Here is a 12,581-nt window from a genome sequence, read left to right as displayed (position 1 = left end):
CAATGTTGGAAATCTGCTGTTTTTAAGTTGGTTTGAGTGGTGCCATTATAACCCCACCATGGTAAAGGCGGGGAGGCCGTTGGCCAGGTGGACTTCGACGTTGACCGCGGGCGCGTCCATGCCGGCGAGGGCGCGGCTTCGTAACACGGCGAGACTCATGGGTTTCCTGGCAAGTAGGGACTCGCAGGATGGTCGCACCGCTTCGCAGACGCTTCGTTGAGCACACCCAAGCGTGCGCTGATTCAGTACCTGCAGGTCAGACGTCGCGCAGGGTCACGACGGGCATGGTCAGCGCGCGCTTGTCCTTGAAGAATGCGATGTCGAACAGGGCGGCCGCACCGACCACCTCTTTGCCGATCTGGCGCAGCAGGGACGCTGCCGCTTCGATGGTGCCGCCGGTGGCCAGCACGTCGTCGACGATCAGCACCCGCTGGCCCTTGATCCGCTCTGGCTGGATCTCGATGGTCGCGCTGCCGTATTCGCGCTTGTAATCGATGCTGATCGATTTGCCGGGCAATTTACCTGCCTTGCGCGCCATGGCGAAGCCGACCTTGTGCTCCAAAGCGAGCGCGCCGGCAATCATGAATCCGCGCGCGTCCATGGCCAGGATGAAGTCGAAGTGCAAGTCGTCGGTCTGCGCGTGCAGGGTGTCGATGGCGAGGCGCCAATGTTCCGGGTTGTCGAAAATGCAGCCGACGTCGATGAAATTGACGCCCGGTTCCGGGTAATCCTGGAAGAATTCCAGTGGAACATCGTTAAAGTTGTTCATGTGAAGTGCTTGTGTAGGTGAGGCGAATGGGGTCGCGAACGATGATTATCGCCGGTCTGGGCAAAGGCAGCGCGGCCCTCGTTCGCATGGCATGCGCGGGGCGTGGCGCGAATGCTTATGCAGCCTGAATCAAAGCCGTCTTTTCGATGTTCGCTTATGACAAAAAAACGTCATTCGTCCCCTGTTTCCAGTCCTTGGTCGTAAAAAGTCTGGCATTGCTTTCTGGTATCTGTACATTATCTTCACGGCAATATTTGTCTTGTCTCATGGACGTCAAGGCAGCGAACCATTCAACGGAACCTGGAGAACCAGCAGATGCTATCGATCAAGCAGCTCAACAAGACCTATGCCAATGGCGTCAAGGCCATCAACGATGTCAGCCTCGACATCCCCAACGGAATGTTCGGGCTGCTGGGGCCGAACGGCGCCGGCAAGTCCTCGCTGATGCGCACCATCGCCACGCTGCAGGATCCCGATAGCGGAAGCATCCATTTCCACGGCCTCGACGTCCTGAAGGACAAGGAAGGGTTGCGCCGCCAGCTCGGCTACCTGCCCCAGGACTTCGGCGTCTACCAGAAGGTGAGTGCCGAACGGCTGCTGAGCCACTTCGCCGTCCTCAAGGGGCTGACCGGCAAGGGCGAGCGCAAGGAAGCGGTCGAAGCGCTGCTGCAGCAGACCAATCTCTGGGACGCGCGCAAGCGCGCACTCGGCACCTATTCGGGCGGCATGCGCCAGCGCTTCGGCATCGCCCAGGCGCTGCTCGGCGCGCCGCGCCTGGTGATCGTCGACGAGCCTACCGCCGGCCTCGATCCGGATGAACGCAACCGCTTCCTGAACCTGCTGGCCAAGATCGGCGAGCAGGTGGTCGTGATCCTGTCCACCCACATCGTCGAGGACGTCACCGACCTGTGTCCGCGCATGGCCATGATCGCCAGGGGAACCGTGCTGCTGCAGGGCGAACCGCAGGCGGCCATCGAGACCCTCAGGAACCACGTCTGGCGCCGCACCGTCAGCCAGGACGAGCTGGCGCTTTACCAGGAGCGATTCAACGTGCTGTCTACCCGCCTGGTGGCCGGCCGCCCGCAGATCAACGTCTTTGCCGAGTCCCAGCCCGACGATGGCTTTGTCAGCGTCGAGCCGGATCTCGAAGACGTGTACTTCCTGCAGATCCGCAATGCCGGCCGCGCGGCGCCGGCCGCCAGCGCGGCAGCGCCGGCAGCCGTGGCCACACCCACCGTCGCGGCGTAAGGGGAGGGCCATGTTGAGGGAATTCTTCATGTTCGAACTGGCGACCCAGCTGCGCCAGCCGCTGCTCTGGGTCTGCGCGCTGATCTTCGGCGCGCTGGCCTTCGGCGCTTCCACCACCGATGCGATCCAGGTCGGCGGCGCCATCGGCAACGTCAACCGCAATGCGCCGGTCGTGGTCGCCCAGATGCTCGGCGTCTTCAGCCTGATGTCGATGTTCGTCGTCACCATCTTCATCTCCGGCTCCGTGCTGCGCGACAGCGAAGTCGGCATTTCCGACATGCTGTTCGCGACGCCCATGAAAAAGCGCGACTACCTGGTCGGCCGCTTCGCCGCCGGCCTGCTGGCCTGCCTGGTCATCTTCGCCGGCATCCTCGTGGGCATGATGCTCGGTCCCCTGATGCCCTGGGTCGATACGCAGCGCGTGGGCCCCTTCCCGGGCCACGCCTACCTGTGGGGACTGGCCGTGCTGGTGCTGCCGAACCTGCTCCTGATCGGCGCCCTCCTGATGCTGCTGGCCGCGACCACGCGTTCGATCATGCTGGTGTATGTCGGCGTGCTGGCCTTCCTGGTGCTGTATGTCGTTGCCGGTAACTTCACCTCGGACATCAACAACGAGTGGATCGCCGTCCTGTCCGATCCGTTCGGCGGCAGGGCGCTGGCGCGCGCCACGCGCTACTATTCCGCAGCCGAGCGCAACGCGGGCCTGCCGGAGATCGGCGGTTACGTGTTGGCCAACCGGCTGCTGTGGAGCACGGTCGCGCTGGTGCTGTTCGGCCTGACGCTGGCGCTGTTCAAGCCGCAGCGCGCCGGCACCGGCAAGCGCCTGTTCGGCAAGGCCAAGGCGCTGCCCCAGGCCGCGCAGGCGCCGGCACATGTAAAACTGCCGCGCATCGAGCCGGGTTTCGGGGCCGCCACGCGCTGGATCCAGTGCTGGCACATCCTCGCCTTCGATGCCGCCGCCGTGTTCAAGAGCGTGCCCTTCCTGGTCATGCTGCTGTTCAGCGTGCTCAACCTGGTAGGCGCGGCGAGCCAGATGGGCGAGATCTTCGGCACCACCGTGTATCCGATGACCCACCTGATGGTCGAACTGCTCAACGGCAGCTTCACCTTCATGCTGCTCATCATCGTCACCTTCTACGCGGGCGAGTTGATCTTCAAGGAACGCCAGGCCAGGATCGCCGACGTGAGCGATGCCATGCCGATGCCGAACTGGGCGCCGCTGGTGGCCAAGAGCCTGGCCCTGGTGGGCGTGGTGCTGGCCTTCCTGCTCACCGGTGTGCTGGCCGCGATCGTCATCCAGCTGTTCAAGGGCGGCGCGCCGGTCGAACCGATGGTCTACCTGAAGGGCATGCTGATCGGCGGGCTTCCCTTCGTGCTGCTGGGATTGTTTGCGGTGGTGCTGCAGGTCGTGTCGAACAACAAGTTCATCGGCTACCTGCTGGTGATCCTCTTGATCGTGTTCCAGCTCGTGGCCAACGTCCTGCACTTCGAGCACAACCTGTACGACTTCGCCGGCCTGCCGCGCACCCCGTACTCCGACATGAACGGCTTCGGCCACTTCATCGAAGGGTGGGCCTGGTTCGCCGCGTACTGGAGCCTGTTCACCGTCGCGCTGCTGATTGTGGCCCAGGCCTTCTGGGTGCGCGGCCTGTCGTTTGCGTGGCGCGAGCGCGTGCGCGAAGCGGGGCGGCGCCTGAAAGGCGGTGCCGGCGTGGCGCTGGCGGCCTGCATCCTCGGGGTCGCCGCGCTGGGCGGATGGATCTTCCACAACACCAATACCCTGGCCAGGTATGAGGCGGGCGATGCCCGGATGGACAAGCAGGCCCGGTACGAGAAGTCCTATCGCCAGTACAAGGACCTGCCGCACGCCAAGGTGACCGATGTGCGCGCCGCAGTGGACATCTACCCGGAACAGCGCCGCGTCATGATCCGGGGCAGCTACATATTGGAGAACAAGACCGGCAAGCCGGTGGACTCGCTGCCGCTGCAGGTCAACCCCGACGTCGTGACCACCTGGGGAGAGCTGCCCGCCCACGAGGTACTGGTGAACGACAAGGAGGCCGGCTTCAGCATCCTGAAGCTGGCGCAGCCATTGCCGCCCGGCGCGCGTCTGCCGCTGGAATTCACCGTCGACGTCCGCCGTCCCGGCTTCTCGAACAATGGCGACGCCGATGTGATCAACCTGAACGGGACCTTCTTCAACAACCGCGCCTTCTTCCCGCAGCTGGGCTACCAGCCGGGCGCTGAACTGCAGGACCGCAATGAACGCCGCAAGCGCGGCCTGGGCGAACCCGAGCGCATGGCGAAGCTGGAAAACACGGCGGCGCGCCAGCACTCGATGTTCGGACCGGAGGCGGACTGGATCAGTTTCGACACCACGGTCTCGACCAGCGGCGACCAGATCGCGCTGGCGCCGGGCTACCTGCAGAAGTCGTGGAAGGAAAACGGCCGCAACTACTACCAGTACAAGATGGACCAGAAGATGATGCCGTTCTTCGCCTATCTCTCGGCCGACTGGCAGGTGAAGAAGGGCGACTGGCGCGGCATCCCGATCGAGGTCTACCACGACCGCAAGCATGCGTACAACGTGGACCGCATGATCATGGCCACCCGCAAGTCACTGGACTACTTCACTACCCAGTTCACGCCCTACCAGCACAAGCAGGTGCGTATCCTGGAGTTCCCCAATTACCAGAGCTTCGCCCAGTCGTTCGCCAACACCATCCCGTTCTCGGAGTCGATTGGTTTCATCGCCGACCTGCGCGACAAGGAGGCCATCGACTACGTGTTCTACGTGACCGCGCACGAAATGGCGCACCAGTGGTGGGGCCACCAGGTAACCGCCGCCAACGTGCAGGGCGCGAGCATGCTGATCGAGTCGCTGTCCCAGTACTCGGCGCTGATGGTGATGGAAAAGGAATATGGACGCCACCAGATGCGCCGCTTCCTGCGCTATGAGCTCGATCGTTACCTCAGCTCGCGCGGCAGCGAGCGGATCGAGGAGCTGCCCTTGTACCGGGTGGAGAACCAGGACTACATCCATTACCGCAAGGGCAGCCTGGTGTTCTACCGGCTGCGCGACGAGATCGGCGAGGCGGCGCTGAACCGCGCGCTGAAGCGGTACCTGGAGGACAAGGGCTACCAGGAGTCGCCGTTTACCACCTCCGCCGAGCTGCTCGACTATATCCGCGCCGAAGCGCCGGCGGACAAGCATGCCCTGATCGCCGACCTGTTCGAGAAGATCGTCTTCTACGATAACCGCGTCATTGATGCGAAGGCGGTCAAGCGTGCCGACGGCCAGTGGGACGTGACCATGCAGCTGCACCTGGCGAAGATGGAAGCCGACGGCCGCGGCAAGGAAACGCTGCGCGCCTACGACGAACCGGTGGAGATCGGCGTGTTCGCCCGTGCCCCCGGCGCCAAGGAGCAGGACGAGCGGGTGCTGCTGCTGGAAAAGCGCATGCTCAAGGGCGACAAGCCGGTCGTGACCGTCACGGTCAAGGAGAAGCCTTTCGAGGTCGGGGTCGACCCGTACAACAAGATGATCGACCGTGTGTCGCGCGACAACCGCAAGGCGGTCAGCGTCGACTGAGGGTAGGGCTGACGCGCGATGGGCGCGCAGCCCTTCTCTGGTAACCAGAACAAGGACAGCATGGACATTACAGTGTCATTCGCGGACCAGCTCGAACAGGACGAGGTGATCCGGCTTTACCGCGCCAACGGCTGGTCGTCGGCGGAGAAGCCGGTGCGGCTGATGGCCGCGCTCCGAAACTCGCATGCGCTGGTGACGGCGCGTATCGAGGGCGAGCTGGTCGGACTCGGCAACGCGATTTCGGACGGCCACCTGGTCGTCTACTTTCCCCACATGCTGGTGCATCCCGCGCAGCAGGGAAAGGGCGTCGGGCGCCTGATGATGCAAGCCCTGCTGGACCGGTATGCGGGCTTCCACCAGATGATGCTGACCGCCGACGGGGCGGCGATCGACTTCTACAAGGCGCTGGGCTTCGAGCGGGCCGGCAAGACCGAGCCGATGTGGATCTACGCGGGCAGCGAGCATTGAACGCGTCCGGCGAAATCCTCAGGCGATCACCAGCGGGTTCTTCGTCACCGCCACCGCCACGATATAGGCGAAGCAGGCCAGTGCGCCCACAAAAGCCGCGGTGCGCACGCCCTGGGTCCGGCCGCGCTTGAGCGCAATGGTGCCGAGCACGATGTAGGCCACCAGGCCCACCACCTTGGCCGTCAGCCATGGCATCTGTCCCGGATACTGATGGCTCACCACCGCCAGGCCGATGGCGCTGGCGAGCAGCAGGGTGTCGACGATGTGCGGCACGATCCTGGCCCAGCGCTGCTCCAGGTTCGGCGAGGCGCGCAGCATCCAGATGCCGCGGACCAGGAACAGCAGGCCGCTCAGGGCCACGAAGGTGACGTGCAGGTGCTTGAGTGCGATGTAAGGCATGGCAGGTTCATGAGTTGGCAACCTGCGCAGTATGCCTCAGGTTTCGGCGCGTGGGTCGGCCACGAGCGGACGTTCGGAATAATCGAACCAGTCGAAATCGGCATGCAGGCCTGTTCCGGCCATGTCCTGGCAGGCCACGCCCACGAAGGCCCCGGTGAAATTGGGCTGCCCGGGCGCCGATGCCTCGTCCGACAGGATGCTGGCATCGAAGCCCTGCGGCAGCCATTGCCATTCACCTCCGGGCAGGCGATAGCCGAACAGCAGCCGCTCTTCGTCGACTTCGACGCGCAGCTCCACGGGCACGCCGGCCGGCACGGGAATCGGCGCGCTGAAGGCATCGGACTGCATATGGTTCGGCAGGCTGCTCATCACGCGCAGGTGCTTGCCCATGTCCTCGTCGTGGCTCAGGTACAGGTAATGGAACTTGGCCGCGCCGTAGTAGCACACCAGGCCTGCCGCCTGCTGGTAGTGCTGCGGTTCGAACTCGACTACCGTGCCGGCGCTGTAGCAATGCGCAGTCTGCCTGCGCGCCATCAGGGCCTGGCGGAACTGGCTGCCGATGGATTCGCGGCCGAACAGGCGCAGGTGGCCCGGGCGGGCGTCCAGGCTGAAAATCTCATCTGGCCACGGAGTGCGCAGCCACTGGAAGGCGAGCGGCAGCTGCGAGCCGTCGAAATCTTCGCGCACCGGTTCGAGCGGGAAGCGATGCTGCGCCAGTTGCGGCGCCTCCGCCTGCAACTCGGGCGTGCCGCGGCCGTCGCGGGTGCGCAGCCAGCCGTCCTCGCCCCAGAGCATCGGCTGGATCGCCGTCTCGCGTCCGAGCGTGCAGGTGCCGCGGTTGCGCAGCGGACGGCCGCACAGGTAGACCATCCAGGTGTCGCCGTCAGGCGTATCCACCAGGTCCGCGTGGCCGGCGCGCTGCAGCGGCGCGTCCGGCCGGTTGCGCGCGCTGAGGATGGTCACGTCCGGATGCAGCTCGTAGGGCCCGCGCAAGCTGCGCGAGCGCGCCATCGTCACGCCATGGTTCCAGCCGGTGCCGCCTTCCGCGGTCAGCAGGTAGTAGTAGCCTGCGCGCCTGTACAGGTGCGGCGCCTCGGTCAGGCCGTGTGCCGTGCCCTTGAAGATGTTTTCGCGCTGTCCGACCAGCTTGCGCTCCTCGACCGAATACTCCTGCAGCACGATGCCGGCGAAGCGGTTGCCGCCGGGGCGGTGGTCCCACAGCTGGTTGAGCAGGTATTTGCGCCCGTCGTCGTCGTGGAACAGGGAAGGATCGAAGCCGCTGCTGTTCAGGTACACCGGGTCCGACCAGGGACCGTCGATGCTGGGGCTGGTGACCAGGTAGTTGTGGAAGTCGCGCAAGGAGGCGCTCCCGGTCGCGCCGCCGGTGGAGGTGCGGCCGTAGCGCTTGACGTCGGTGTAGATCAGCCAGAACAGGCCGTCGGCATACGTGAGGCAGGGTGCCCACACGCCGCAGGAGTCGGGCGCGCCGAGCATGTTCAGCTGGCTGGCGCGCGCCAGCGGGCGGCTTGCTAGCCGCCAGTTGGCCAGGTCGCGCGAATGGTGGATCTGCACGCCCGGGTACCACTCGAAGGTGGAAGTGGCGATGTAGTAATCCTCGCCCACGCGCACGATCGACGGGTCGGGGTTGAAGCCGGGCAGGATCGGGTTCTGGATCATGCTGTTTCCTTGACGGGAAGGTCGGCGCGCGCGGGCTCGCGCACCAGGGTCCAGAGGAGCACGGCGGCGACCAGGTCCAGCACCGCCAGGCTGACGAAGAAGGGCGTGTAGCCCACGCTGCTCATCAGGCCGCCAATCAGGAGCGAGAAGATCAGGAGGCCCAGGTTGCCGAAGGTGCCGCACATGCCGGCCACGGTGGCCACTTCGTTGCGGCGAAACAGGTCGGAGGACATGGTGATCACGGTGACCGACAGGGTCTGGTGCGCGAAGCCGGCAAGGCTGAGCAGGGCGATCGCCGCATAGGCGTCGTCCACGAAACCGACAAACGCCACGCCCATCATCATGATCGCCCCCAGCGTGAAGGCGCCGCGCCGCGCGTTGATCAGGCGCACCCCGCGCTTCTGCAGCCACAGCACCACGGTGGGGCCGAACAGGCAGCCCAGGTCCGCGGCGAGGAAGGGCAGCCAGGCGAACATGGCGATCTGCTTCAGGTCGAAGCCGCGCACCGTGGTCAGGTACAGGGGTACCCAGAACGCCAGCGTGCCCCAGGCCGGGTCGGCGAGAAAGCGCGGCAGCGCGATACCCCAGAAGTTGCGCTGCCTGATGATGCTGGACACGGAAGGGCGCTTGCCGTCGCCCTCCAGGTGCTGCTCCTGGCCGGCGGCGATATGCTGCGCCTCGCTTTTTGATAAGCGCCGGTGGCGCGCCGGCGCATCGTAGAGCAGCAGCCAGATCGCCACCCACACCAGGCCGAGCGCGCCGGTGATGACGAAGGCGGACTGCCAGTTGTAATGCAGGATGGCCCACACCACCAGCGGCGGCGCCAGCATCGAGCCGAACGAGGCGCCGATGTTGTAGATGCCGCCAGCCATGCCGCGCTCCTTGGCCGGAAACCATTCGGATACCGCCTTCATCCCGGCCGGGTTGGCCGAGCCTTCCGCCAGTCCCAGCAAGCCGCGCAGCACGGCCAGCGTCTGCCAGTTGGTGGCGAAGCCGTGCAGCATGCAGATGATCGACCAGGCCACCGCGAACATCGCATAGCCGAACTTCAGGCCGATCACGTCCAGCACATAGCCGCACAGCGGCTGCAGCATGATCGCGCCCTGGAAGGCCGCCGTGATGTACGAGTATTCGGCGGTGCTGATGTCCAGTTCCTTCAGCAGGGTGGGCGCCGCGACGGCCAGCGAGCTGCGGGTCAGGTAGTTGATGACCGCCCCCAGCATGACCAGGCCGATCATCCACCAGCGCAGTCCTTTGATCTTTCGAGTGAACATGTTTGCGCAACCATTATGTTGGGTTGCCAACCATATCACATTATTTCAGCGAAATGTTAGCGCAAACTTTCTGGCCCGCGATGCCGGGGAATCGATTCCATGCGGCTCGCATTTGCCGGAATGGCAAGTGCCGCATATGCTGTCCCTGCAAGGACTCATTATCAAGGAGACACCATGAAGAAACTGGTCGGCATACTCGTTCTGGCGGCAGCCGGGAGCAGCGCCGCAGCGCAGGCCCCGGCCGATGCCGCGCGCGAGGCGGCGCTCACCTACTGGACCTCGGGCTATGCCGGGGCCGAACTGGCCGGCGCCGTCTGCGCGGTGCCAAGGCTGCCCAGCGAGTCCGCGTCGAGCGCAATGCAGCGAAACACCGCGAAGGCCATCCGGAGCTGGCGCGAGTGCCATCGCCGCCTCATGGACTCACTCGGCCCGGAAGCCGCTTACAAACACATTCCCGCCGACCTGTTCGGCGCCATGACGCCCGCCCAGCGCGACGCGGCGACCAGCCATGTCGCTGCGGTGCATGCGCAACTCGCCGACGCGGTGCAAGCCAAAGCGGCCAGGCTCATCGCCAGCCAGGATGCATGGCGCGTTGCGACCCGGCGCTATCTCGACGATTACCAGGAAAGGGTCATTGTCGCGCGCAGCTACCGGTAACACCGACCTGCTGCGCGGATCTCAGCCGCATTCCCCGACGTAGTGGCACTCGTCGCAGCGGGTGCAGCCGTCCACCTTGCGCAGCGCCCGCGCGCCGCATTCCGGGCACCTGGCGCCGCTGACCGCGGGCAGGGCGCCCGAGCTGGTCGGGGGCTGCGGTTCGGCCTCGAGCGCCACGCCCTCGCCGCGGCTGGCGAAGCGGCGCGCCAGCTCCGGCACCGGCACCTGGTTGCCCCAGGCGTCCAGGAAGCCGCGCCGGATCAGCACGCGCTGCAGCATGAAGGCGATCGCCGCCACTTCCGAATCGTGGTAGACCGGCACCTGGGTGCCGTCCTCGCGGGTGAGGTAGCCGCAGCGCACCGGGCCTTTTTCCCAGACCACGTCGCGCATGTCGGCCAGCGCCCGCGCGATCGGTCCGCCGGCGCGCGCCACCATCGACAGCAGGCGCATCGAAGCCGTGATCCACTGCTGGCCGCCGGTGCGCTGGTTCGATGGCATGAAGAATTCGAAGGGCCGCTCCACCGTCACCTTGCGGCCTTCCTGGGTGCCGTCGGCGCGGATGAAGCTGACGGTGAGATAGGCGGTCTTGCGGCCTTCCTGGGTCGAGTATTCGATCTTGGACGTGACCGACTCCAGTTCGCCCAGCGGGCGGCGCTCGAAGCGCTTCTGCAGCGGGTCCTCGTCCGGCTGGGAGGCCTGTGGCGCTTGCGGCGCCGTCGACAGCACGCTGCCCAGCACCGCGTTCGGACGGTAGGTCGCCAGCCCCTTCAGGCCCGCATGCCAGGCCTGGCTGTACAGGTCGCGGAAATCCTCGAAGGGATAGTCTTCCGGCACGTTGACGGTCTTCGAGATCGCGGTGTCGATGAAAGGCTGGACCGCCTGCACCATGCGCAGGTGGTCGATCGCGCGCATCTCGAGCGCCGTCACGAATTGCGGCGGCAGCGACGCCATGTCGTGCCCCATCTGGCGGTACAGGCGCCAGGCATGGTCCTCGACGTCGTAGCTGCGCATGGCGCCGTCGGGCATGCGCTTCTTGCGCTGGTAGGTCCAGGAATAGGGCGGTTCGATGCCGTTCGAGGCATTGTCGGCGAAGGCCAGCGAAATGGTGCCGGTCGGCGCGATCGACAGCAGGTGCGAGTTGCGGATGCCGTAGCTGCGGATCGCGTCGCGCAGCCAGTCGGGCAGGCGTTCGACGAACTGGCCGTCCAGGTACTGCTTCGCGTCGAACAGCGGAAAAGCGCCTTTCTCGCGCGCCAGCGCGACCGAGGTCGCGTAGGCGGCGTCGCGCAGCGTCTCGGCGATGCGCGCCGCCATGGACCGTCCTTCATCGGAGTCGTAGCGCAGCCCCAGCATGACGAGGGCGCTGCCCAGTCCCAGGAAGCCGAGGCCGATGCGGCGCTTGTCCCTTGACTCGGCGGCCTGCTGCGGCAGCGGCCATTCGGTCGCGTCCAGCACCAGGTCGAGCATGCGCACGCCGACCGAGGCCACTTCGCACATGCGCTCGAAATCGAATTGCGGATCGGCGCCGAACGGGTCCAGCACGAAGGCCGTGAGGTTGACCGAACCGAGGTCGCAGCAGCCGTAGCTCGGCAGGGGCTGCTCGCCGCAGGGATTGGTGGCGCGCAGCTCTTCTGCGTACCAGAGGTTGTTCTCAAGATTCATGCGGTCGACGAACAGCACGCCCGGCTCGGCGTGGTCGTAGGTCGAGGCGATGATCCGGTCCCACAGTTCGCGCGCACGGATCTGGCGATAGACCCAGAGCCCGTCCTCGCGGCGGTACGCATTGGCCGCATCTTCAATGCCCGGCTCGGCGCGGTGCACGAGCTCGAACAGCTCGTCGCTTTCCACCGCGCGCATGAAGGCGTCGGTGACGCCGACCGAGATGTTGAAGTTGGTGAGCCCGCCGTCGTCCTTGGCGGCGATGAAGCGTTCGATGTCGGGATGGTCGATGCGCAGCACGCCCATCTGGGCGCCGCGCCGGGCGCCGGCCGATTCCACCGTGCGGCAGGAGGCGTCGAACACTTCCATGTACGAGACCGGTCCCGAGGCGCGCGAGCGGGTGCCGTGGACCTTGCTGCCCATCGGGCGGATCGCGCTGAAGTCGTAGCCGACGCCGCCGCCGCGGCGCATGGTCTCGGCGGCTTCAAGCAGGGCGGTATAGATGCCCGGCAAACCGTCATCCAGGCCGGAGATGGAGTCGCCCACCGGCTGGACGAAGCAGTTGATGAGGGTGGCCTGCAGTCCCAGGCCGGCGGCCGAGTTGATGCGCCCGGCCGGAACGAAACCCTGTTCCTGGGCCCAGAGGAAGCGCGCCTCGAGTTCGTCGCGCAGGTGCTCCGGTTCGAGCGCCGCCAGGGCGCGCGCCACGCGCCGGCGCACGTCGAGGATGCTGCTTTCCTCACCCTTCGCGTATTTCTCGCGCAGGACGTCGAGCGAGACCTCCTGCGGCGCCATCGCAGCGCCTGCCGGCTGGTCGACCGCGTTCATGGCGCGGGAT

The 12,581-nt window shown here is 65.8% G+C and carries 9 protein-coding genes and 1 pseudogene; 4 read left to right on the top strand and 6 right to left on the bottom strand.

Annotation, left to right across the window (positions count from 1 at the left end; genetic code table 11):
• Window positions 1-48: 48 nt before the first annotated feature.
• Window positions 49-159 (bottom strand): annotated as a pseudogene (locus YWC_RS34105) (magnesium chelatase domain-containing protein); the annotation flags it as partial.
• Between the two features lie 97 nt (window positions 160-256).
• Window positions 257-769 carry an adenine phosphoribosyltransferase gene (locus YWC_RS0113615; RefSeq protein ID WP_051306441.1) on the bottom strand — a complete coding sequence of 171 codons (513 nt, stop codon included), beginning with the start codon at window positions 767-769 and terminating at the stop codon, window positions 257-259.
• A gap of 315 nt (window positions 770-1,084) precedes the next feature.
• Here YWC_RS0113615 and YWC_RS0113610 point away from each other — a divergent pair, with 315 nt between their 5' ends.
• The 3 genes from YWC_RS0113610 to YWC_RS0113600 are packed head-to-tail and all read left to right on the top strand — an operon-like array spanning window position 1,085 to window position 6,077.
• Window positions 1,085-2,017 (top strand): ABC transporter ATP-binding protein, encoded by a 933-nt coding sequence (locus tag YWC_RS0113610; RefSeq protein ID WP_027865884.1) that lies wholly within the window; start codon window positions 1,085-1,087, stop codon window positions 2,015-2,017.
• A 10-nt stretch (window positions 2,018-2,027) separates the two neighbouring features.
• Window positions 2,028-5,609 carry a M1 family aminopeptidase gene (locus YWC_RS0113605; protein ID WP_027865883.1) on the top strand — a complete coding sequence of 1,194 codons (3,582 nt, stop codon included), beginning with the start codon at window positions 2,028-2,030 and terminating at the stop codon, window positions 5,607-5,609.
• Between the two features lie 60 nt (window positions 5,610-5,669).
• Window positions 5,670-6,077, top strand: coding sequence for a GNAT family N-acetyltransferase (locus YWC_RS0113600; RefSeq protein WP_027865882.1), 408 nt, complete (start codon window positions 5,670-5,672; stop codon window positions 6,075-6,077).
• Window positions 6,078-6,095: 18 nt separating this feature from the next.
• On the opposite strand, the gene YWC_RS0113595 is transcribed toward YWC_RS0113600, so the two are convergent.
• From YWC_RS0113595 to YWC_RS0113585, 3 genes are read right to left on the bottom strand one after another with little or no spacing between them, the layout of a single operon-like run.
• Window positions 6,096-6,476, bottom strand: coding sequence for a SirB2 family protein (locus YWC_RS0113595; RefSeq protein WP_027865881.1), 381 nt, complete (start codon window positions 6,474-6,476; stop codon window positions 6,096-6,098).
• 36 nt (window positions 6,477-6,512) lie between these two features.
• Window positions 6,513-8,153, bottom strand: a complete 1,641-nt coding sequence (locus YWC_RS0113590; RefSeq protein WP_027865880.1) for a glycoside hydrolase family 43 protein — start codon at window positions 8,151-8,153, stop codon at window positions 6,513-6,515.
• Entirely contained in the window at window positions 8,150-9,427 is a 1,278-nt protein-coding gene (locus tag YWC_RS0113585) for an MFS transporter (RefSeq protein WP_027865879.1), read from the bottom strand. The genes YWC_RS0113590 and YWC_RS0113585 overlap by 4 nt, the downstream gene beginning before the upstream one ends.
• 174 nt (window positions 9,428-9,601) lie before the next feature.
• On the opposite strand from YWC_RS0113585, the gene YWC_RS0113580 reads away from it, so the two are divergent.
• Window positions 9,602-10,084, top strand: a complete 483-nt coding sequence (locus YWC_RS0113580) for a hypothetical protein (protein ID WP_027865878.1) — start codon at window positions 9,602-9,604, stop codon at window positions 10,082-10,084.
• A gap of 21 nt (window positions 10,085-10,105) precedes the next feature.
• Here the strand turns inward: YWC_RS0113580 and YWC_RS0113575 are convergent, their stop codons facing one another.
• Entirely contained in the window at window positions 10,106-12,571 is a 2,466-nt protein-coding gene (locus tag YWC_RS0113575) for an adenosylcobalamin-dependent ribonucleoside-diphosphate reductase (protein WP_027865877.1), read from the bottom strand.
• Window positions 12,572-12,581 lie beyond the last annotated feature (10 nt).

Origin of the sequence: Massilia alkalitolerans DSM 17462 (assembly GCF_000427785.1) — a bacterium.
GTDB classification, from domain to species: domain Bacteria; phylum Pseudomonadota; class Gammaproteobacteria; order Burkholderiales; family Burkholderiaceae_D; genus Telluria; species Telluria alkalitolerans.
This window is presented reverse-complemented; position numbering and strand designations above follow the sequence as displayed.

Excerpts from the sequence above, each read along its gene's own strand:
- YWC_RS0113615 (WP_051306441.1), bottom strand. The coding sequence starts at position 769 with ATGAACAACTTTAACGATGTTCCACTGGAATTCTTCCAGGATTACCCG.
- YWC_RS0113610 (WP_027865884.1), top strand. The coding sequence starts at position 1,085 with ATGCTATCGATCAAGCAGCTCAACAAGACCTATGCCAATGGCGTCAAG.
- YWC_RS0113605 (WP_027865883.1), top strand. The coding sequence starts at position 2,028 with ATGTTGAGGGAATTCTTCATGTTCGAACTGGCGACCCAGCTGCGCCAG.
- YWC_RS0113600 (WP_027865882.1), top strand. The coding sequence starts at position 5,670 with ATGGACATTACAGTGTCATTCGCGGACCAGCTCGAACAGGACGAGGTG.
- YWC_RS0113595 (WP_027865881.1), bottom strand. The coding sequence starts at position 6,476 with ATGCCTTACATCGCACTCAAGCACCTGCACGTCACCTTCGTGGCCCTG.
- YWC_RS0113590 (WP_027865880.1), bottom strand. The coding sequence starts at position 8,153 with ATGATCCAGAACCCGATCCTGCCCGGCTTCAACCCCGACCCGTCGATC.
- YWC_RS0113585 (WP_027865879.1), bottom strand. The coding sequence starts at position 9,427 with ATGTTCACTCGAAAGATCAAAGGACTGCGCTGGTGGATGATCGGCCTG.
- YWC_RS0113580 (WP_027865878.1), top strand. The coding sequence starts at position 9,602 with ATGAAGAAACTGGTCGGCATACTCGTTCTGGCGGCAGCCGGGAGCAGC.
- YWC_RS0113575 (WP_027865877.1), bottom strand. The coding sequence starts at position 12,571 with ATGAACGCGGTCGACCAGCCGGCAGGCGCTGCGATGGCGCCGCAGGAG.